Source organism: Desertimonas flava (assembly GCF_003426815.1).
Lineage (GTDB): Bacteria > Actinomycetota > Acidimicrobiia > Acidimicrobiales > Ilumatobacteraceae > Desertimonas > Desertimonas flava.
On sequence record NZ_QKYK01000032.1, the window covers coordinates 1 to 18,237 of the forward strand.

Here is an 18,237-nt window from a genome sequence, read left to right on the forward strand (position 1 = left end):
ACCCAGCCGCCAACGCCGCGGCGGCCCCCGCCAACCCCGCCGGGTAACGTCATGAACTGTCACCCATGTTCCGCGACATACGTGTCACCGATGTTGCGCGACAGAACAGTGACGCTCACCGTCACGGAACGCACCCAGAACGTGAATTGGCAAGATCCGCGCGCAGAATCCCGGGTGCGCGGGGCGGGGTAGCGTCGCCGGCGTGACCCAGCGCAGCGTCAACGAGATCTCCAACGCCTTCGTCCGCGACCTGGCTGAGATGGTCCCGTCGATCAGTGTCTACCTCGGACTGCCGTCCGAGCGTCTCGTCGACGACCTCTCGCCCGAGGGCCGCGAGGAGACAGCAGAACTCTTCCGTCGGACGCTCGCCGAGCTCGCCACCGCCCCGGTCGACAGCGAGGCCGACGCCGTCGCACGCGACGTGATCACCGAGCGGGCCACGCTGTTCGTCGATCGTCACGAGGCGGGTGACTTCCTCGCCGACCTCAACGTGATCGCCTCGCCGATGCAGGAGCTGCGGATGGTGTTCGATCTCCTTCCCAGGACCACCGACGACGAGCTGGAGTCGCTCGCCGCCCGCATGGAAGCGCTGCCCGTGGCGTTCGCCGGCTACGAGGCGAGCCTCACCGAGGCCGCCCGATCCGGTCGGGTGGCCGCCGTGCGCCAGGTGGACAAGTGCGCCGAGCAGTGCGACACGTACTCCGGCGCCGGCGGCGGCACCGGGTTCTTCGCCGGACTCGCCGCGTCGGCGCAACGGGATGGCGCGCTCGGCGATCGACTCGCCGCCACGGCCGCTGCCGCCGACGGCGCCTATGCCGACTTCGGCGACTTCCTGCGACGCGAGCTGCGCCCGCAGGCTCCTGAGCGGGACGCCGTGGGCCCCGACGTGTACTCCCGGGCATCTCGCGACTTCCTCGGCGCCACTGTCGACCTGCTCGAGACCTACCGGTGGGGGTGGGAGGAGTTCCTCTCGCTGGAGGCCGAACTGATCGAGGTGGCCCTGCGCATCAACCCGTCGGCCACACCCCGCGAGGTCGCCGACCAGCTCGATGCCGATCCGCGCTACCAGGTCACCGGGACCGACGGCCTCCAGCGGTGGATGCAGGAGCTGTCGGACGGGGCGATCGCCGAGCTCGGTCGCACGCACTTCGACATCCCCGAGCCACTTCGCAAGCTCGACTGCAAGATCGCCCCGCCGGGTGGCGGCGTGGGCGCCTACTACACCGGGCCCAACGAGGATCTCACCCGGCCCGGCGCCATGTGGTGGTCGGTCGAAGCCGGTCGCGAGGTCTTCGGCACGTGGCGCGAGGTGACCACCGTCTACCACGAGGGCGTGCCGGGCCATCACCTGCAGATCGGCACGGCCACCTACCAGCGCGACTCCCTCAACGAGTTCCAGCGACTCGTGGCCGGCACCAGCGGGCACGCCGAGGGATGGGCGTTGTACGCCGAGCGCCTGGTGCGCGAACTCGGCTATCTCGATGACGACGGCGACCTCCTCGGCATGCTCGACGCCCAGCTGTTCCGCGCCGCCCGGGTCGTCATCGACATCGGCATGCACCTCGAGCTGGAGATCCCGAGCGGCACCGGGTTCCACGAGGGCGAGCGCTGGACGCCGGAGCTCGGTCTCGAGTTCCTCCTCACTCGCACGATCTCCGACCCGGCCCACGCCGCCGACGAGATCGACCGCTACCTCGGTTGGCCCGGCCAGGCGCCCTCGTACAAGGTCGGAGAGCGCATCTGGATCGCCGGCCGCGACGCGGCCCGTGCCCGGCACGGCGCCTCGTTCGACTTCAAGGACTTCCACACCAAGGCGCTGCAGTTCGGCGGCATGGGCCTCGACCCGCTGACCGACCTACTGGCGACGATCTAGCGGTCTGTCGCCGGATTGGTAAGGGTGTCTCGCTTGCTGGACCTCGCCGCTGGCTGCGTTGCTCGTCCTCGAAAGACTGGGTGTATTCCTTCGTCCTCGCGCCTTGCCAGCGACGAGCCCAGCGGCGCGATCCACCTCACCAACTCGACGACAGACCACTAGCGGTCCGGGCCGCGCCACGAGCGACCCATCCGCTGTTGGGAACGCCTCCTAGACTCGGGGTATGACGATGACCACCGCCGCCGACTCGGGTGGCGTGCGCATCGTCGACGCCGCCAAGGTGCAGGACGGGCGCCAGCGCATGATCGACGCCGGCGAGGTGACCAATCTCAGCGAGCTGTTCAAGCTGCTCGGTGATCCCACCCGAGTCCGGCTGCTCTACACGCTGGCCGAGGTGGGGGAGATGTGCGTGAGCGATCTCGCCGCCGTCGTCGACGTGCCCGAGACGTCGGTGTCACACGCCCTGCGCCTGTTGCGCACGGCCGGCATCGTGCGCAACCGCAAGAGCGGACGGCTCGTCTACTACTGCCTCGACGACGCCCACGTGCGCCAGCTGCTCGACATCAGCGCCGAGCACCTGCGTCACTGATCGCGCCGCTCGTCGCGACCGCTACTGCTCGCGGGCGATCGCCTCGTGGTGGCGGATCACCTCGGACACGATGAACCGGAGGAACGACTCGGTGAATCCGGGATCGAGGCCGGACTCCTCGGCGAGGGCGCGGAGGCGGGCGATCTGCTCGTCCTCGCGTCCGGGATCGGACGCGTCGAGGCCGGCCTCGGCCTTGAATCGCCCCACGGCCTGGGTGATCTTGAAGCGCTCGGCGAGCAGGTGCACGAGCGCAGCGTCGATGTTGTCGATGCTCGCCCGGTACGACGCGAGCTGCTCAGGAACGCTCATGACGCGAGCAGCCCGTCGAGGGCGATGTCGACGGCGCCGAGGTCGGGGCGATCCTCGGGCTGCAGGCGGCTGATGTAGGTGATCGTCACCTCGTCGCTCTCGATGGCGCCGCTGTCGGTGTCGGCGGGGGAGTCGATGATGTCGCCCCACTCCATCCGCACGGCGAAGCAGCCCTCCGTTCCGCCCAGCGGCTCGAGCGTGGCCGAGCCGACGGCTCGCGGCGGGGCACTGCCGATCGACGCGTGCCGCCATCCCGACATCTTCTCGAGCGGCAGGTTCGGCACGTTGATGTTGACGACGACCGGGTCGGCGGGGAGGTCCTCGACCAGCTGGCCGACGATGACGGAGGCCACGTCGGCGGCGGACTGCCACTCCTGATCTCGGATCATGTCGTCCCACGCCTGGCCCTCGATGCCCATCCCGGCGACGGCCTGGCTGACGGCCACACCGCTGATGCCGCCGTTGCGGGCGGTGAGGGCGGCCCCCACGGTGCCCGAGTGGTAGACGGACCGGCCGACGTTGGCCCCCGGGTTGATGCCCGACACGACGAGGTCGATCTGCCCGAACAGGCCGAACCGGGCGAACATCGTGCACAAGGCGGGCGGGCCGTTGATCGTCCACGCCTCGTCGACGCCGTCGACACTCGTGCGCTTGGCGACCGGTTGCAGGAGGTGCAGTGCTCCGAGGGCCGCCCCGGCCCCCGAGTACTCGGAGTCCGGCGCGACGATGACCACGTCGCCGTGACGGCGCATCGTGCGGGCCAGCACATGGAGGCCCGTCGACGAGATCCCGTCGTCATTGGTCAGCAGAATACGAGTCACCCCTCGTTCCTATCATTTGCGTTCCCCGGCCACGCAGGCCGCGCGCGGCGGGCGGCTCCGCTGGCGCTCCGCCGCCCTACCTCCTCGGACTTCGGGACGCTCGCTGCGCTCGCTGACATCCGGACGTTGTCGCGCGGTTGCGTTCCCCGGCCACGCAGGCCGCGCGCGCCGGGCGGCTCCGCTGGCGCTCCGCCGCCCTACCTCCTCGGACTTCGGGACGCTCGCTGAACCGCGCGGTTGCGTTCCCCGGCCACGCAGGCCGCGCGCGCCGGGCGGCTCCGCCTGGCTGGGCTAAGGGGTCGGGGTCCCGGTGCCGAAGTCGTCGAGGCGGCGCTTGATCGCCTCGCGCAGGGCGCGCTGGAGCTCGAACTGCGCACCGGGTGCCGTCTTGGTGACCAGCCGCAGCGACACGCCATCGGCGCCGACGTCCTCCACCCCGAGCACGCGCGGGGCCTCGAGGACGCTGTCGACGAAGCGGTCCTCGGCGCACGTGGCGGCGGCCGCCTCCATCACGGCCACCTTCGCGTCGTCGAGCGGCGCCCCGTTGGGCACGACGACGTCGACGAGTGCGACCGACCACAGCTGCGACCGGTTGCCGACCCGCCGCACCTCACCGTTGGGGACGTGCCACAGCGTCCCGTCCTGGCTGCGGACCACCGTCGTGCGCAGCGTGATCCGCTCGACCACGCCCGACGCCGCTCCGAGGTCGACGACGTCGCCGATCCCGTACTGGTCCTCGACGATCATGAAGAACCCGGCGAGACAGTCCCGCACGAGGCTCTGCGCGCCGAAGCCGATGGCGATGCCGGCGATGCCGGCGCCTGCGATCAACGGGGCGAGGTCGATGCCGAGCTGACCGATCACCATGATCGCCGCCACCGACCAGACGAACACCGAGATCGACGACGTGACCACGCCGCCGATCGAGCTGGCGCGGGCGACCCGTCGCGGCTCGCCGACCTTCGCCGTGTTCTCCGACGGCGCAGCGCCATCGGCCGTCTTGTCCGCGGTGCGCCCCGGGATCAGGTTGACCGGGGTGAGCGACGCCAGACCGTCGGACCGGATGATGCGGGAGGTAAGGCGCCGGACCAGTCGCCGGGCGAGGCGCGTGACGAGCCACGCGACCAGGAGGATGACGAGGATCGTGAACGGTCGGCCCACGAACCAGTCGGCGGCGGCGGCCAGCTTGCCGTTACCGGTGCGGTCGTACACCCAGTCGCACACCGCGCCCGGCGTCTCGCCGCAGCTGTCGGCGGCGGCGACGACGAGCAGGAGCATCGGAGACAACCCTACGCGCCCGCCGGGTCCCGGACCGGGGTACGAGTCGGGGACGGTCGAGAAGGCATTAGCCTTCGGATGCTCATGAGTGACATCGTGCCCACGCCCACTCCTTCGCGCCTCGGGGTCGTCGGCGCCGGCTATGTCGGCCTCACGACCGGCGCGTGTCTCGCCCACCTCGGGCACGAGGTCGTGTGTGCCGATGTCGACGCCGATCGGGTCGAACAGCTCCGTCGCGGACAGATCCCGATCGTCGAGGAGGGCCTCTCCGAGATCGTCGTGGCCGAGCTGGCGTCGGGCCGGTTGTCGTTCGAGCTCGGGGCCGAGGCCGCGGCCACCGACACCGACGTCGTGTTCCTGTGCGTCCCCACCCCGCAGGGTGCCGACGGTGGCGCCGACCTGCGCTACATCGAGGCCGCGGCCACGCAGATCGCTCCGGTGCTGAAGCCCGGGGCCCTCGTCGTCAACAAGTCGACGGTTCCGGTGGGATCGACCAAGGTGGTCGAGGACGTGCTGCAGCGCAACGACGTCGCCGTCGTGTCGAACCCGGAGTTCCTCCGCGAGGGCACGGCCGTCCACGACTTCCTGCATCCCGACCGCGTGGTCATCGGCTCCGACGATCGGGCCGCCGGCGAGCGCCTGGCCGACGTCTACGCGCCGCTGCAGGCGCCGATCCTCATCACCGACCCGGCGTCGGCCGAGACGATCAAGTACGCGGCCAACGGGTTCCTGGCGATGAAGATCTCCTTCGTCAACGCCATCTCGGCGATGTGCGAAGCGGTCGGCGCCAGCGTGGACGACGTGGTGGAGGGCATCGGCTCCGACGCCCGGATCGGCCGGTCGTTCCTGCGCCCTGGGCCGGGCTGGGGTGGAAGCTGTTTCCCCAAGGACTCCAAGGCGTTGGTGAAGATCGCCGCCGACTACGGCTACGACTTCACGATGATGAAGGGCGTCATCGACGTCAACGAGGAGCAGAAGCGGCGGATGGTCGCCAAGGTCCGCGAAGCCGTCGGCGTCGGCCCTGGTCTGCGCCTCACCGGCACCAAGGTCGGCGTGCTCGGTCTCACGTTCAAGGCCGGCACCGACGACCTGCGGGACTCGCCGAGCGTGACGATGGTGCAGAGCCTGGTTGCCGCCGGCGCCACCGTGCGGGCGTTCGACCCCACCGTCGAGGTCGCGCCGACGGGCCCGAAGGCGCAGCTGCTCGCCGGCGTCGAGTTGTGCGCCGACCCGCTGTCGGCCGCCACCGGCGCCGCGGTGCTCGTCATCGCCACCGAATGGCCCGAGTTCGCCAAGCTCGACCTCGACGCGCTTGCCGGCGTGCTCGTCCCCGGCTCGGCCGTGGTCGACACCCGCAACCTGCTCGATCCGGCGGCGGTGCGCGCCGCCGGGCTGCGCTACGACGGCGTCGGCCGGCGCTGATCTCCTCCTGTCTGGATCAGAAGATCCAGATCAGCAGGAACACGAAGCCACAGAAGGCGCTGAGCCCGGTGAGGACCAGGCCGAGCGTGATGAGGCCGGGCAACGTGGCGATGCGCCGGAACGCCCCGGCCAGGTTCTTGACGTCGTCGGAGTGACCGACGAGGCCGCGCAGCGTGGTGTAGTGCTGGCTCTGCCAGACCACCGCCGGCATCGGCCGGCCACCCGGACCGGGACGTGGGGCGGCGTCGTTCTCCCACGAGACCGTCTCGACGACGACACGCTTGGCGTCGTCGTTGCGCAGCAGCAGGGTGCGCAGTTCACCGGCGAGCTGCGCCGACTGCTTGGGCAGGGACCGCAGGCGGAAGCTGGCGAGGAGGGGCGCGCCGACCGCACAGATGAAGATCGCCGCACCCACGACGAGCCAGACGTTGCGTGTGCCACCGTCGAACGCGGCCAGACCCACGAGATAGGCGAGTCCGCTCACGAACGCTGCCACGATCGCCACGCCCGTGGTCAGCGCGCTGGCCTTCCTCGCCAGGTTGCCGAGGGCGTCGATCGCCCGGTCCGCCAGGCGCCCGACATCGTCGAGGTTGCTCATCCGGACCAGTGTGGCAGCGCCCGGTGCCGTTCGGCCGTGATGCCAGGCAGACTCGACCCATGGCAGCTGCTCGCGATGTCGTCACGGTGAGCGGAGCCGACGCCCGCCGCTACCTTCACAGTCAGGTCTCCCAGGACGTGCAGTCGCTGGACTCCGGTGAGAGCCGATGGACGTTCGTGCTCGCCCCGAATGGCAAGGTCGACGCCCTGGCCCGGATCCGGTGCATCGACGACGAGCGTTTCGAACTGGACACCGACCCGGGGTTCGGCGACGCGCTCGCGGCTCGACTGCTGCGCTTCAAGATACGCGTCGCTGTCGATGTGGCGCAGGCGACGGCGGTGGTCGGCGACGACCTGGTCGGGTGGTGGGGCACCACGGCGCCCGTGAGCGAGGACCCGGCCGACCGCGTGGCCGCGGGATGGCCGGCGATGGGCAGCGAGATCGTTCCCGGCGACACGATTCCGGCCGAGACCGGCATCACGTCGGTGGCCGTCAACTTCACCAAGGGCTGTTACCCGGGTCAGGAGCTCGTCGAGCGCATGGACTCGCGTGGTGCGGCCGCACCCCGGTCGCTCCGCATCCTCGATGTCGGTGCCGGCGCGGCGGCCGGGGACGACATCGTCGATCCGGCGTCGGGCGACGTGGTCGGGACGCTCACCACCGTGGCGGGTCAGCGCGCGCTCGGCTACGTGCGACGCGGCTCGGCCGTCGGTGAGCCGGTCGGCCCACCCAGCAGTTCCTGAAACTCCGGGCTGTCGCGCACGGTCGCGAACTCCCTGCTCGCCGTGACGAGTGCACGCAGGTCGGTGTCCGCGAGGCCGGCATCGCGTGCGGCACGCAGCCAGCCGGCCGCCGTGGCACTGTCACCCAGTGACGCGGCGGCGCGGGCAACCGCCGACGCGGCGAGCGCCGACGGCTCGTCGTGGAAGCTCGCCGCGGCGTACTCGGCGGCCTCGTTGGCCCGGCCGAAGCGGGTCAGGAACGTGGCGAGGAGGTACTCGTTCCACGGGTCTCCCGCAGGCAGCGGCCGCGGGAGCCGGCTGATGACGTGCTCGAGCGCGAGGTCTGACGGTGCGGACAGTTCGGTGGGGACGAGACGACGGGGGGTCGGGCGGCTCAGGCCCCGCGACAGGATCCGCACGGCCTTGGCCTCGTCGCCGTTGCGCATCGCCTTGGCGGCGGCGTCGAACGGGGAGACGGCGTTGCGGCTCCGCTCGTCGAACACGGCGGCGAGCTGGAGGGCGAACAGGATCCCGATGAAGACGACGAAACGACGTGTCTCGTCGACGAACGCCGCCGAGGCGAGCGCGGCGCCGGTGATGACGAGGCTGACCCAGACCATGATCGGCCGGCCCTTTCCCGGCGCCACGCCGTCGATGGCGGTCATCACCACGTTGCCGCCGTCGAGCGGGAGCACGGGCACGAGGTTCATCAGGCCGATGAACGGGCCGGCCCACCAGATGGCCTGGGTGGCGTGGCTCTCGAGCACGCTGTCGTGGTCGAGCGGGTTGACGCCCATGGCGACGAGCACGGCGACGCTGGTGGCGATGTGGACCGCCGGGCCGGCGAGGGAGATCGCCACGGACCACGGCCTCGAGATCGGTCGCGTCGGGCGGAACGAGGTGTAGCCGGCCATGAACTCGAGCGAGATCCCGGCCTCGGCGCCGACGTGCCGGGCGACGAGGGCGTGCCCGAGCTCGTGGATCAGCGTGAACGCGGCGACGCTCCCGGCCAGCCAGAGCCCGAACTGTCCGCCACCGTCTCCGCGGGGCATCACGGCGATCAGCACCATGAACATGACGAAGCCGTAGCCGACGTGAACGGGGAACCCGAGGAGCCGGAAGTGCGGCGTGCGCGTAGCGGCCATTGCCCGACCAGCGTACGCCCTCGCTGCGCCGGTCACCGGACCGCCGACCCGATGTCGTGGCCGTCACCGAAGTAGACCGTGCGGATGGCCGCGACGGGGACGACCGACTCATCGGCAGCGGCGGCCCGCCGCCTGCACCACGCGCTCGAGCGATATCACGGGATGGTGTACTTCGTGCCCGAGGGGCGAGCGGAGTACCGCCGGCTCGGTCTCACGGGGCGGATGGGGTACTTCGCATCGAGATCGGCGGCGTTCGGCGCCGTCGGACCCGACGTCGTGATCGCCACGTTCTTCAACTTCCACCCCGACCTCGTGCGCGCCGCCCTGCCCGAAGCGTGGACACGCGCCGAGCCGGCGCGCGTGCTCACCGCGCGGCTGACGGTGGCCGACGGCGCCCTCCGCCGGCTCCTCGGTGCCCGGATCGGCGATGCCGACGTCGCCGATGCCGCGGCGCTCGCCCGGCGGGCCGCCGACGCGTGTCGGCCGCACGGCCGACCGCTCTACGCGGCCCACGCCCAGTTGCCGTGGCCCGACGAGCCGCACCTGCAGCTGTGGCACGCGGCGACGCTGCTGCGCGAGTTCCGCGGCGACGGCCACATCGCCTGTCTCGTCGAGGGCGGGCTCGATCCCGTCGATGCCCTCGTCCTGCACGCCGCGCACGCCGGCGGGATGCCGAGCCGGCAGGTGCTGCAGGCCACCCGGGCGTGGAGCGACGACGAGTGGGCGTCGGGCGTCGAGCGACTCGCCGCCCGTGGCTGGGTGGACGACGACGGCTCGATCACCGATGCCGGCCGCGGCGCACGCGACAGCATCGAGCGGCGGACCGACGAGCTGGCCACGGCGCCCTGGGAGGTGCTCGACGAGCAAGAGGTGGCAACGCTGGTCACGGTGGGCCGAGAGCTCAGCCGCACGATCGCTGCCGCCGGCACGTTCGGGCCGGTCTGACCACGAACCGGCCGGCGCGGGGTCCGTCGGGCTTGACGACTGGAGAAATCTGACGCCGTGATCAACCTTTTCGGGGCCCATCGCGTCCAGGTGGGTGGGAGAATTCCCCGCACCGGTGGAGGCGGCCCGACGCGGTCTCGCACCGTCAGCCGGCGCCGGGCACCGACGACGTCGTCGAGCTGGGCGACGCGCTGTCGTCATCGAACAGCGTGTCGCGGCCGGGGATCTTGACACTCTGGCCGAAGAACGTGCACTCCGTGTCGTCGACGAGACCGGCGGCGATCGTGACGCGGGCCGAGTCGACGCAGTCGTTCAGCTCGGTGCGTTGGGAGTACACGAGCCCGGCGATGGCGAGGAGGATCGCCACCGTGAGCACCTTGGTCACCACCTGCTTGACGAGCCACACCGCGGCGAGGGCGAGCAGCACCGCGCCGGCGACCGTGAAGAGGCTGCCGTTGCGAACGGTGTCGAGATCGATGCCCAGCATGGGCCGCAACGGTACGCGGACGACCCGTCTGCGTCGTGGATATCGGTACCGTGACGACCGTGTCCGACCAACGTCCTGTCACCCTCACGCCGAGCGGGCCGCCGTCGACGGTCCTGCCCCCCGCCGATCCGGTGGCCGAGCAGCGGCTCGCCGAGGCGCTCTCGGCCCCCGAGACCGACCGCAAGATCGCCGTGTCTGCCGTGGTCGCCGACTACCCGAGATACCTCGTCGGCTGGGCGACGCTCGGCGACCTGGGCGATCACCCCATCGAGCGCTACGCCGCCTACCGGGTCGGGTACCACCGCGGACTCGACGCCCTGCGTGCCAACGGCTGGCGGGGATCGGGGTACGTGCTCTGGTCGGAGCCGACCAATCTCGGCTTTCTGCGATCCCTCGCCGGTCTCGGCGCGATGGCCGAGGCGATCGGCGAGGTCGACGAGGCCGAGCGCTGCCAACAGTTCCTCCACCAGCTCGATCCGGGTCACCGGCCGAGCTGATCGCGGCCCGCTGGTGCCCAGCCCTGCAGGCCCCACGGCGATCGCCGGAGCCGTGCTGTGTGGCGGCGCCAGCCGGCGCATGGGCACCGACAAGGCGCTGATCCCGATCGACGGCGTGCCGCTGGCCGAACGCGTCGCCCGGACGCTGGAGGCCGCCGGCTGCGCACCGGTCGTGTTCGTCGGCGGTGATGGACGCGCCCTCGCCGCGACCGGTCGCCGGTTCGTCGCCGATCGGTGGCCGGGGCAGGGGCCCGTCGGCGGCGTCCTCACCGCGCTCGCCGCGCTGCCCGACACCGCGGCCACCCTGGTCGCGGCGTGCGATCTTCCGGCCCTCACCCCCGGAACGGTCGCCACCGTGCTCGACGCCCATCGCCGAGCGGCGATCGAGGGTCAGGCAGGGCCCGGCGAGCCTCCCGGTGTGACGATGGCCGACTCCGGCCGGGCCGAGCCCGCCCTGGCCTGCTGGAGCGCCGGGGCGGCCGCCCTGATCGCCCGGCTCTTCCCCGCCGAGCGGAGCCTCCTGGCGGTCGCCCGAGCCGTGGGCGCGGCGACCGTCCCCGTCGTGCCGGCGACCCTCCGCAACGCCAACCGTCCCGCTGACCTGCCCTGACGCCGGCCGCCGACCGGTCGTCGGGCGGCGCGAGGTACCAGGACACGGGCTCGCACGGGTAGCGTGTCGCCGTGCCCGTCTCAGAGATCGACATCGCCGCATTCGCCGAACGGCTCTCCGAGGGGGCGCGAGTCATCGACGTACGGGAGCCCGACGAGTACACCGCCGGGCACGTCCCCGGGGCGGAGCTGATCCCGCTGGCGACGGTTCCCGAGCAGCTCGAGCGATTCGCCGGCGACGGCCCGACCTATCTCATCTGCCGCTCCGGGGGTCGCAGCATGCGCGCCGCCGAGTTCGCCGCCGCGGAGGGCTACGACGTCGTCAACGTCGCCGGTGGCACCAGCGCGTGGATCGCCTCTGGTCGTGAGGTCGTCACCGGGGACAGCCCCTCGTGACGTCTCGCTGGATCGACACCGACGCCGCGCTCGCCGACGTCGTCGACCAGCTGGTCACCGAACCGCGCTACGCGATCGACACCGAGTTCCACCGCGAGCGCACGTACTTCCCCAAGCTGGCCCTCGTCCAGCTCGCCTGGCCGGGAGGCATCGCCCTCGTCGACCCGCTGGCGACGGACCCGACGCTGCTCGCCAAGCTCTTCGAGTCCGACGCCGTGGCCGTGCTGCACGCCGCCCAGCAGGACCTCGACGTGCTCACGCACTCCGTAGGCACCGTTCCCCGCCACATGTACGACACGCAGCTGGCGGCCGGATTCATGGGCTACTCCACCCCGTCGCTCGTCGTCCTCGTGCAGGGCGAGCTGCGCGAGACCCCGGCCAAGGGTGATCGGCTCACCGACTGGCTGCGTCGTCCGCTCAGCGACGCCCAGATGGAGTACGCCGCGGCCGACGTGCGCTATCTCCTCGAACTGCAGGATCGCATCGAGGCCAAGCTCGCCGAGCTCGGGCGCCAGGAGTGGGCTGCCGAGGCCTGCGAGGAGTTGCGGACGCGCCCCACCGGGCTGCTCGATCCGCTCGATGCCTGGACCCGGTTGAAGGACGCCCGCACGCTGCGTCCTCGGTCCCGGGCCGTCGCCCAGCACGTGGCCGCGTGGCGTGAGCGCGAGGCCCGCACGCTGGACATCCCCGTCCGTCAGGTGCTCTCCGACCTCGCCATCCTCGGGATCTCGCAGCGCCAGCCGACCTCGCTCGAGGAGCTCAGCCAGTGCCGCGGCGTCGACGAGCGGCACCGGCGCGGCCGGATCGGCAACGAGTTGCTGGCCGTCGTCGAGCAGGCCCGGCACGTCGAGCCACCGAAGACGGGGAATGGCGGCGAGGAGATCGACCGCAGCCTGCGGCCGGCGGTCACGCTGATCTCGGCGTGGGTGAGCCAGGTGGCCAAGGATTCGCGCATCGACACCACGATGCTGGCGACGCGCAGTGACCTCGTGGCACTGCTCGGTGGCGACCCGTCGGCACGGCTGCGGCACGGGTGGCGAGCCGAGCTGATCGGTGACGGCATCGCGCGGCTGGTCGCCGGCTCGGCCGGTCTGACGTTCGATGGTCATGGCGGCCTGCGCCTGATCGACGCGCCCGCCGCCGGGTCGAGCCAGGAACCCGACGTCGAAACGGCCGCCGAGACGACCGCGACGGGATGACGCTCTCCGAGCGTCTCACCCGGTAGAATGTCATCAATGTCAATTCTCTAGTTTTGGGAGCCCTGCGTGAAGAAGGGTCGTCATCGCCGCTTCGAAGAGGCGAGAAAGCTGAAGCAGTCGGGTCCGGGCGCGTTCGACCTGGGATTCGGCGATCGGGGCCGTCAGGCCACCGACACCCGTGAGTCCGAGGACGACGAGTACGCCGCTCTGGCGGAGAAGTACGGCGTCGACTTCGACGACGAGAACGACGAGGACTGACCGCACGCCGTCGGCGTGCACCGCCGATGGCCCGCTGGCCAGGCCGCGACATCGGCGTTCTCTCTCCCCTCTGGGTACAACCTGATCTGCTGATTCAGCGCGCTCGGGGACGCAGCGACACGGGCGTCGGCAGGGCCGGCGCTCGCTCGTGTTCCAGGACGTCGACGAGCAGGTCGTAGATCTCGGCACCGACGAGCTCGGTGATCTCGTCGCGCGCCGACACGTACACCGGGTCGTGGCCGACGTACGCCTCGGGCGACTCGGTGCACCACCAGTGGAACTCGTTGCCGCCCTCGCCCCAGTCGCGGCGTTTCCAGTCGCGCAGCCGGGACGTGACGTGGCCGTTCTCGTCGGTCGAGTGCTCGAGCCGGAGGGGGACCTGCCAGCAGACGTTGGGCTTCCAGTCGAGCGGCCGCTCACCGGCTTCGAGGGCGGCGATGTGGAGGGCGCAGCCGGGGCCGGCGGCGAACCCGGGCCGGTTGAGGAAGATGCAGGCGTCGTCGACGAGGCGTGTCACGGTGACGTGGGATCCGTCGGCGGCCGGCTCGCCGGCGTCGAGGAAGCCCTCGGCCATGGCCTCGGCATGGAACTGCATGTGCTCGGGCCGGAGACGCACGAACGCCTTGACGAGGTTGGCGACGTCGTCCTCGTCGACGAAGTGGGCGCCGTAGCTGCAGCAGCCCTGCGCCATCTCGGTGGCGTCGTCGTCGAGCACGCCCTGGCAGCCGGCCCCGTAGATGCACGTGTAGCTGGAGCGCAGGAACGTCGCGTCGAACACCCACGTGCGGTGCTCGGTCGGGTCGGCAAAGCTCACCCACTCACGGATCTCGTCGGGCTCGCCGGACATCGCCCGCACGCTACCGACACCCCGCACGTGACGACGTGACACAGGCGCTCGGCGTGTCACCGTGCCGAAGGAGATGAAGCACGGAGATCGAGGCGCCAGTCCTGCCCGACGAGGTCGTGGCCGAAGCTGTGGTGCGACTCCTCGGCGACGAGCTCGAACCCGGCCGCCTGGTAGATCGCCCTCGCCGCGACGAGGACGTCGTTGGTCCACAGCACGAGCGAGGTGTCGCCGCGCGACCGGGCGTGATCGATGCAGGCGTCGACCAACCGCCGGCCGAGGCCGAGCCCTCGAGCCCACGGCTCGACGAGCAGCAGGCGGAGCTGGCCGGTGCGCTCCGCGGGCCGGCAGTACATCACGCTGCCGGCGCGAGCGCCCGCCACCTCGGCGATCCACGCGCGGTCGGTCGTGGCGTCGAACCGCCCGACGATCGTCGCGACGAGCGTCTCGAACGTGCCGTCCCAGCCGTACTCGTCGGCGTACAGCGCCCCGTGGCGTTGCACGATCCAGCCGAGGTCGCCGGGACCGTGTGGCCGCAGTGCGATCGGCGTCGTCGGCGTGGCGTCGACGAGGGCGGCGGCCAACGTCGTCGACTCGGCGAGGACCCGCCGTTGATCGGCCGACAGCGGGTCGAGAAGGCGTGCGATCTGGCCGGTCGACCGTTCGTCGAGGTCGGCTGCCGCCGCCCGACCGGCCGGCGTGAGGCGGATCTGGCGCCGGCGGCCGTCGGTTGGCGACGCCGAGATGTCGATCAGTCCGGCTCGTTCGAGGCGGCCGGTGACGCGCGTGAGGAAGCTGGCGTCGATGCCGAGCCGGCGGCGAAGCGACAGCAGCTCGACGTCGGTGGATCGGCTCGTCCGCTCGGCCGCGGCCAGCTCGTAGAGGACTCGGGCCTCGGGGAGCGAGTACGGCGAGTCCAGCAGGTGGCGGTCGAGCAGCCCCAGCACGGCGGTCCAGCGCCGGTTGAACGAGCGGAGCGCGTCGACGTCGGTGGTCATCACGGTGACATTAGTGGACTCCGTCCAACAAGTCTGCGCCGCATTCGTCGGGGGCCTCGCGAACTGCGCTTCCGTAGACTGGACGACGCCATGGCAGACACCCCTCCCCGCAGCTCGCGCCCGCCGCAGACCGCCGACGACTTGCGATCGTCGTTCATCGACTTCTTCACCGCGCGCGATCACACGTACGTGCCGTCGGCGAGCCTGATCCCGCACGACCCGACGCTCCTGTTCAACGTCGCCGGGATGGTGCCGTTCAAGCCGTACTTCGTGGGCGACGAGACGCCGCCGTTCCAGCGCGCCGTCAGCTCGCAGAAGTGCGTGCGGGCCGGTGGCAAGCACAACGACCTCGACGACGTCGGTCGCACGAAGCGCCATCTCGTCTTCTTCGAGATGATGGGCAACTTCAGCTTCGGGGACTACTTCAAGGAGTACATCATCCCCACCAGCTGGGAGCTGGTCACCGAGACGTGGGGGATGGACGGCGACCGCCTGTGGATCACGGTCCACGAGAGCGACGACGAGGCCGAGGCGATCTGGCACGAGGTGGTCGGCGTGCCGATGGAGCGCATCCAGCGCCTCGGCGACGACGAGAACTTCTGGCAGGCCGGCGAGACGGGGCCCTGCGGCCCGTGCAGCGAGATCCACATCGACCGCGGCGCGGCGTTCGGGCCCGACGGCGGCCCGCGTTCCGACAAGCACGGCGACCGGTTCATGGAGTTCTGGAACCTCGTCTTCATGCAGTACGACCGCGACGAGGCGGGAGTCCTGACGCCGCTCCCGAAGCCGTCGATCGACACCGGAGTCGGCCTGGAGCGCGTGCTCTGCCTGCTCCAGGGTGTCGACGCCGTGTGGGAGACCGATCTCATGCAGCCGCTGATCGGCAAGGCGTCCGAGCTCACCGGCCGCACCTACGTGCCCGGGGACTACGAGCACCGCGACAGCTTCGCCCTGCGCGTCCTGGCCGAGCACGCCCGCTCCACGGCGATGCTGGTCGCCGACGGCGTGTTCCCGTCGAACGAGGCGCGCGGCTACGTGCTGCGCCGCATCATCCGCCGCGCTGTGCGCTACGCCTACCTCCTCGGCACCGAGAAGCCGGTCCTGCCCGAGCTCGCCGACGTGGCGGTCGACGTGATGGGCAACGCCTACCCCGACGTCGCCCGCCAGCGGGACTTCATCGTCAGCGTGCTCGGCAAGGAGGAGGAGAACTTCCGCCACACGCTGCGCAACGGCCTGTCGATCCTCGAGCGCGAGCTCGGCGACGGTCCGTCCACGCTGTCGGGGTCGACCGCCTTCCTGCTCCACGACACGTACGGGTTCCCGCTCGAGCTCACCCAGGAGATCGCGTCCGAGCGCGACGTCGCCGTCGACACGGCCGGATTCGAGACCGAGATGGCCGAGCAGCGCCGGCGGGCCAAGTCGGCGCGTGGCGCGCACCGCGAGGCGGCGAACGTCGACTCCTACCGGTCGATCATCGAGGAGTACGGCACCACCGACTTCGTCGGCTACGCCACCGACTCGGCCGCGGCCCGCGTGCTCGACGTGCTCACCACCGCCGACCCCGAGGTCGTCGAGATCTTTCTCGACTCCACGCCGTTCTACGCCGAGAGCGGCGGCCAGGTCGGCGACACCGGCACCATCACCACCGAGACCGGCACCGCCGAGGTCACCGACACCACCTACGCCCTGCCCAACCTGCGCCGCCACACCGCCCGCATCACCAGCGGCAGCATCACCGCCGGCCAGGACGCGGTGGCCGCCATCGACTCGGCGCGCCGCGCCGCGATCCGCCGCAATCACACCGCCACCCACCTGCTGCACCACGCCCTGCGCAGTGTGCTGGGCGACCATGTCAAGCAGGCCGGCTCGCTCGTCGCCCCCGACCGGTTGCGGTTCGACTTCTCGCACTACGAGCAGGTCACGCCCGAGCAGATCGCCGCCATCGAGACGATGGTCAACACCGAGACGCTCGAGAACACACCGGTCACCATCTCCGAGATGAGCAAGGCCGAAGCCGAGGCCAAGGGCGCCATCGCCTTCTTCGGTGACAAGTACGGCGACGTCGTTCGCGTCCTCGAGGCGGGGCCGTCGATCGAGCTCTGCGGCGGCACCCACGTGCGTGCCACCGGCGACATCGGCACCGTGAAGGTGGTCAGCGAGGGCTCGATCGGGTCGAACCTGCGCCGCATCGAGGCGGTCACCGGCGAGGCGTCGGTCGCCCTGCTGCAGCGGGACGAGCGCGAGCTCGGGGAGATCGCCGCTCTGGTGGGCTCGCCCGGAGACGCCAGCGGCGGTGTCCAGCGCAAGCTCGACGAGATCCGATCGCTGCAGGACGAGATCAAGGTGCTGCGCGCCAAACTGGCCACCGGCCGGGCGAACGAGATCGCTGAGTCGGCGGTCGAGGGCGCCGTCGTCGCCCGCGTCGACGGGCTGGCTCCCGGCGACCTGCGCGAGCTGGTGATCGCCGTGCGCAACGCGCCCGACGTCGACGTCGCCGTCCTCGTGGGCGAGACGCCCACCGGCGGCGTGTCGCTGGCGTCGGCCGTCACCCCGGGCTCGCCGTTCGACGCCGCCTCGCTCATCCGCGACGCGGCCAAGGCCGTCGGCGGCGGAGGCGGCGGCAAGGGCGACGTGGCCACGGCCGGCGGCAAGGACCCGGCCGGCATCGACGAGGCCGTCACCATCGCCTGGGCCGCCATCAAGTCGGCGAGGGGCTAGCGATTCCTCATTCGAGTACTGCAGCGCACCCGAGTATGGAAGCGCCCGAATCGGGCCCTTCCATACTCGGGCGACGTTCAGTACTCGGATAGGAGACGGCATGCGCGTGCTGGCGCTCGACCTCGGGTCGAAGCGGATCGGGGTCGCCGTCAGCGACTTCACGGGCACGGTGGCGTCGCCCTTGACGGTGATCCACCGCTCCAAGTCCCGTCGCCACGACCACGACCGCATCGCTGCCCTCGTGCGCGAGGAGGAAGCCGAGCTCCTGGTCATCGGCCTGCCGTTGAGCCTGTCGGGCGACGAGGGGCCGGCCGCCCGGGCTGCCCGGTCCGAGGCCAAGGCGATGAGTAGCGTGGTCGGCGTGCCGATCGAGATGCACGACGAACGGCTGAGCACCGTGACCGCCGAGCGGTCCCTCGCCGCGGCCGACGTGCGCGGGCCGGCCCGCCGGCAGGTCGTCGACAAGGTGGCCGCGGCCGTGTTCCTGCAGTCCTACCTCGACCGCCGGCACGCCGCGGGGCAGGGATAG

The 18,237-nt window shown here is 71.2% G+C and carries 20 protein-coding genes; 12 read left to right on the forward strand and 8 right to left on the reverse strand.

The window, feature by feature from the left end; translation table 11 throughout:
* The first annotated feature begins 259 nt into the window (after window positions 1-259).
* Both DN771_RS24260 and DN771_RS24265 read left to right on the forward strand, forming a co-directional pair.
* A complete protein-coding gene (locus DN771_RS24260; RefSeq protein WP_117000211.1) occupies window positions 260-1,873 on the forward strand; it encodes a DUF885 domain-containing protein in 1,614 nt (537 codons plus the stop codon).
* Window positions 1,874-2,096: 223 nt separating this feature from the next.
* On the forward strand, window positions 2,097-2,462 hold the full coding sequence (locus DN771_RS24265) for an ArsR/SmtB family transcription factor (RefSeq protein WP_205528751.1): 366 nt from the start codon (window positions 2,097-2,099) through the stop codon (window positions 2,460-2,462).
* Window positions 2,463-2,483: 21 nt separating this feature from the next.
* Here the strand turns inward: DN771_RS24265 and DN771_RS24270 are convergent, their stop codons facing one another.
* The 3 genes from DN771_RS24270 to DN771_RS24280 form a co-directional block, all read right to left on the reverse strand.
* A complete protein-coding gene (locus DN771_RS24270; protein ID WP_117000161.1) occupies window positions 2,484-2,771 on the reverse strand; it encodes a chorismate mutase in 288 nt (95 codons plus the stop codon).
* The gene (gene surE / locus DN771_RS24275) at window positions 2,768-3,592 is read right to left on the reverse strand and encodes a 5'/3'-nucleotidase SurE (protein ID WP_117000162.1); all 825 of its coding nucleotides are present in this window, start codon (window positions 3,590-3,592) and stop codon (window positions 2,768-2,770) included. The genes DN771_RS24270 and surE overlap by 4 nt, the downstream gene beginning before the upstream one ends.
* A gap of 291 nt (window positions 3,593-3,883) precedes the next feature.
* Window positions 3,884-4,870, reverse strand: coding sequence for a mechanosensitive ion channel family protein (locus tag DN771_RS24280; RefSeq protein ID WP_117000163.1), 987 nt, complete (start codon window positions 4,868-4,870; stop codon window positions 3,884-3,886).
* Window positions 4,871-4,954: 84 nt separating this feature from the next.
* Here DN771_RS24280 and DN771_RS24285 point away from each other — a divergent pair, with 84 nt between their 5' ends.
* Window positions 4,955-6,292, forward strand: a complete 1,338-nt coding sequence (locus DN771_RS24285; protein ID WP_117000213.1) for a UDP-glucose dehydrogenase family protein — start codon at window positions 4,955-4,957, stop codon at window positions 6,290-6,292.
* Between the two features lie 16 nt (window positions 6,293-6,308).
* On the opposite strand, the gene DN771_RS24290 is transcribed toward DN771_RS24285, so the two are convergent.
* Window positions 6,309-6,890 carry a hypothetical protein gene (locus DN771_RS24290; RefSeq protein ID WP_162942367.1) on the reverse strand — a complete coding sequence of 194 codons (582 nt, stop codon included), beginning with the start codon at window positions 6,888-6,890 and terminating at the stop codon, window positions 6,309-6,311.
* 59 nt (window positions 6,891-6,949) lie between these two features.
* Between DN771_RS24290 and ygfZ the strand changes: the two genes are divergently transcribed.
* Window positions 6,950-7,633: a CAF17-like 4Fe-4S cluster assembly/insertion protein YgfZ gene (gene ygfZ, locus DN771_RS24295; RefSeq protein WP_162942368.1), complete on the forward strand. Its 684-nt coding sequence runs from the start codon at window positions 6,950-6,952 to the stop codon at window positions 7,631-7,633.
* On the opposite strand, the gene DN771_RS24300 is transcribed toward ygfZ, so the two are convergent.
* Window positions 7,576-8,757, reverse strand: a complete 1,182-nt coding sequence (locus DN771_RS24300) for a zinc metalloprotease (protein WP_117000166.1) — start codon at window positions 8,755-8,757, stop codon at window positions 7,576-7,578. The genes ygfZ and DN771_RS24300 overlap by 58 nt on opposite strands.
* Before the next feature lie 84 nt (window positions 8,758-8,841).
* Between DN771_RS24300 and DN771_RS24305 the strand changes: the two genes are divergently transcribed.
* Entirely contained in the window at window positions 8,842-9,702 is an 861-nt protein-coding gene (locus tag DN771_RS24305) for an SCO6745 family protein (RefSeq protein ID WP_117000167.1), read from the forward strand.
* Window positions 9,703-9,847: 145 nt separating this feature from the next.
* Here DN771_RS24305 and DN771_RS24310 read toward each other — a convergent pair whose 3' ends face one another.
* Window positions 9,848-10,189: a hypothetical protein gene (locus DN771_RS24310; RefSeq protein WP_117000168.1), complete on the reverse strand. Its 342-nt coding sequence runs from the start codon at window positions 10,187-10,189 to the stop codon at window positions 9,848-9,850.
* Window positions 10,190-10,248: 59 nt separating this feature from the next.
* Here DN771_RS24310 and DN771_RS24315 point away from each other — a divergent pair, with 59 nt between their 5' ends.
* The 5 genes from DN771_RS24315 to DN771_RS24335 all read left to right on the forward strand — a co-directional run bounded on the left by DN771_RS24315 (window position 10,249) and on the right by DN771_RS24335 (window position 13,148).
* Window positions 10,249-10,686 carry a DUF3151 family protein gene (locus tag DN771_RS24315; RefSeq protein ID WP_117000214.1) on the forward strand — a complete coding sequence of 146 codons (438 nt, stop codon included), beginning with the start codon at window positions 10,249-10,251 and terminating at the stop codon, window positions 10,684-10,686.
* A 13-nt stretch (window positions 10,687-10,699) separates the two neighbouring features.
* Window positions 10,700-11,296, forward strand: a complete 597-nt coding sequence (gene mobA / locus DN771_RS24320; protein ID WP_117000169.1) for a molybdenum cofactor guanylyltransferase — start codon at window positions 10,700-10,702, stop codon at window positions 11,294-11,296.
* 71 nt (window positions 11,297-11,367) lie between these two features.
* Complete coding sequence (locus DN771_RS24325; protein WP_227462465.1) at window positions 11,368-11,691, forward strand: rhodanese-like domain-containing protein; 324 nt, start codon at window positions 11,368-11,370, stop codon at window positions 11,689-11,691.
* On the forward strand, window positions 11,688-12,890 hold the full coding sequence (locus tag DN771_RS24330) for a ribonuclease D (protein ID WP_117000170.1): 1,203 nt from the start codon (window positions 11,688-11,690) through the stop codon (window positions 12,888-12,890). The genes DN771_RS24325 and DN771_RS24330 overlap by 4 nt, the downstream gene beginning before the upstream one ends.
* Window positions 12,891-12,956: 66 nt before the next feature.
* Window positions 12,957-13,148, forward strand: a complete 192-nt coding sequence (locus DN771_RS24335) for a hypothetical protein (protein ID WP_117000171.1) — start codon at window positions 12,957-12,959, stop codon at window positions 13,146-13,148.
* A gap of 94 nt (window positions 13,149-13,242) precedes the next feature.
* On the opposite strand, the gene DN771_RS24340 is transcribed toward DN771_RS24335, so the two are convergent.
* Both DN771_RS24340 and DN771_RS24345 read right to left on the reverse strand, forming a co-directional pair.
* Window positions 13,243-13,995, reverse strand: a complete 753-nt coding sequence (locus DN771_RS24340) for a DUF3109 family protein (RefSeq protein ID WP_117000172.1) — start codon at window positions 13,993-13,995, stop codon at window positions 13,243-13,245.
* A 56-nt stretch (window positions 13,996-14,051) separates the two neighbouring features.
* On the reverse strand, window positions 14,052-14,990 hold the full coding sequence (locus DN771_RS24345) for a bifunctional helix-turn-helix transcriptional regulator/GNAT family N-acetyltransferase (protein ID WP_117000173.1): 939 nt from the start codon (window positions 14,988-14,990) through the stop codon (window positions 14,052-14,054).
* Window positions 14,991-15,080: 90 nt separating this feature from the next.
* Here DN771_RS24345 and alaS point away from each other — a divergent pair, with 90 nt between their 5' ends.
* A complete protein-coding gene (gene alaS, locus DN771_RS24350; RefSeq protein WP_117000174.1) occupies window positions 15,081-17,708 on the forward strand; it encodes an alanine--tRNA ligase in 2,628 nt (875 codons plus the stop codon).
* 100 nt (window positions 17,709-17,808) lie between these two features.
* Complete coding sequence (gene ruvX, locus DN771_RS24355; RefSeq protein WP_117000175.1) at window positions 17,809-18,237, forward strand: Holliday junction resolvase RuvX; 429 nt, start codon at window positions 17,809-17,811, stop codon at window positions 18,235-18,237.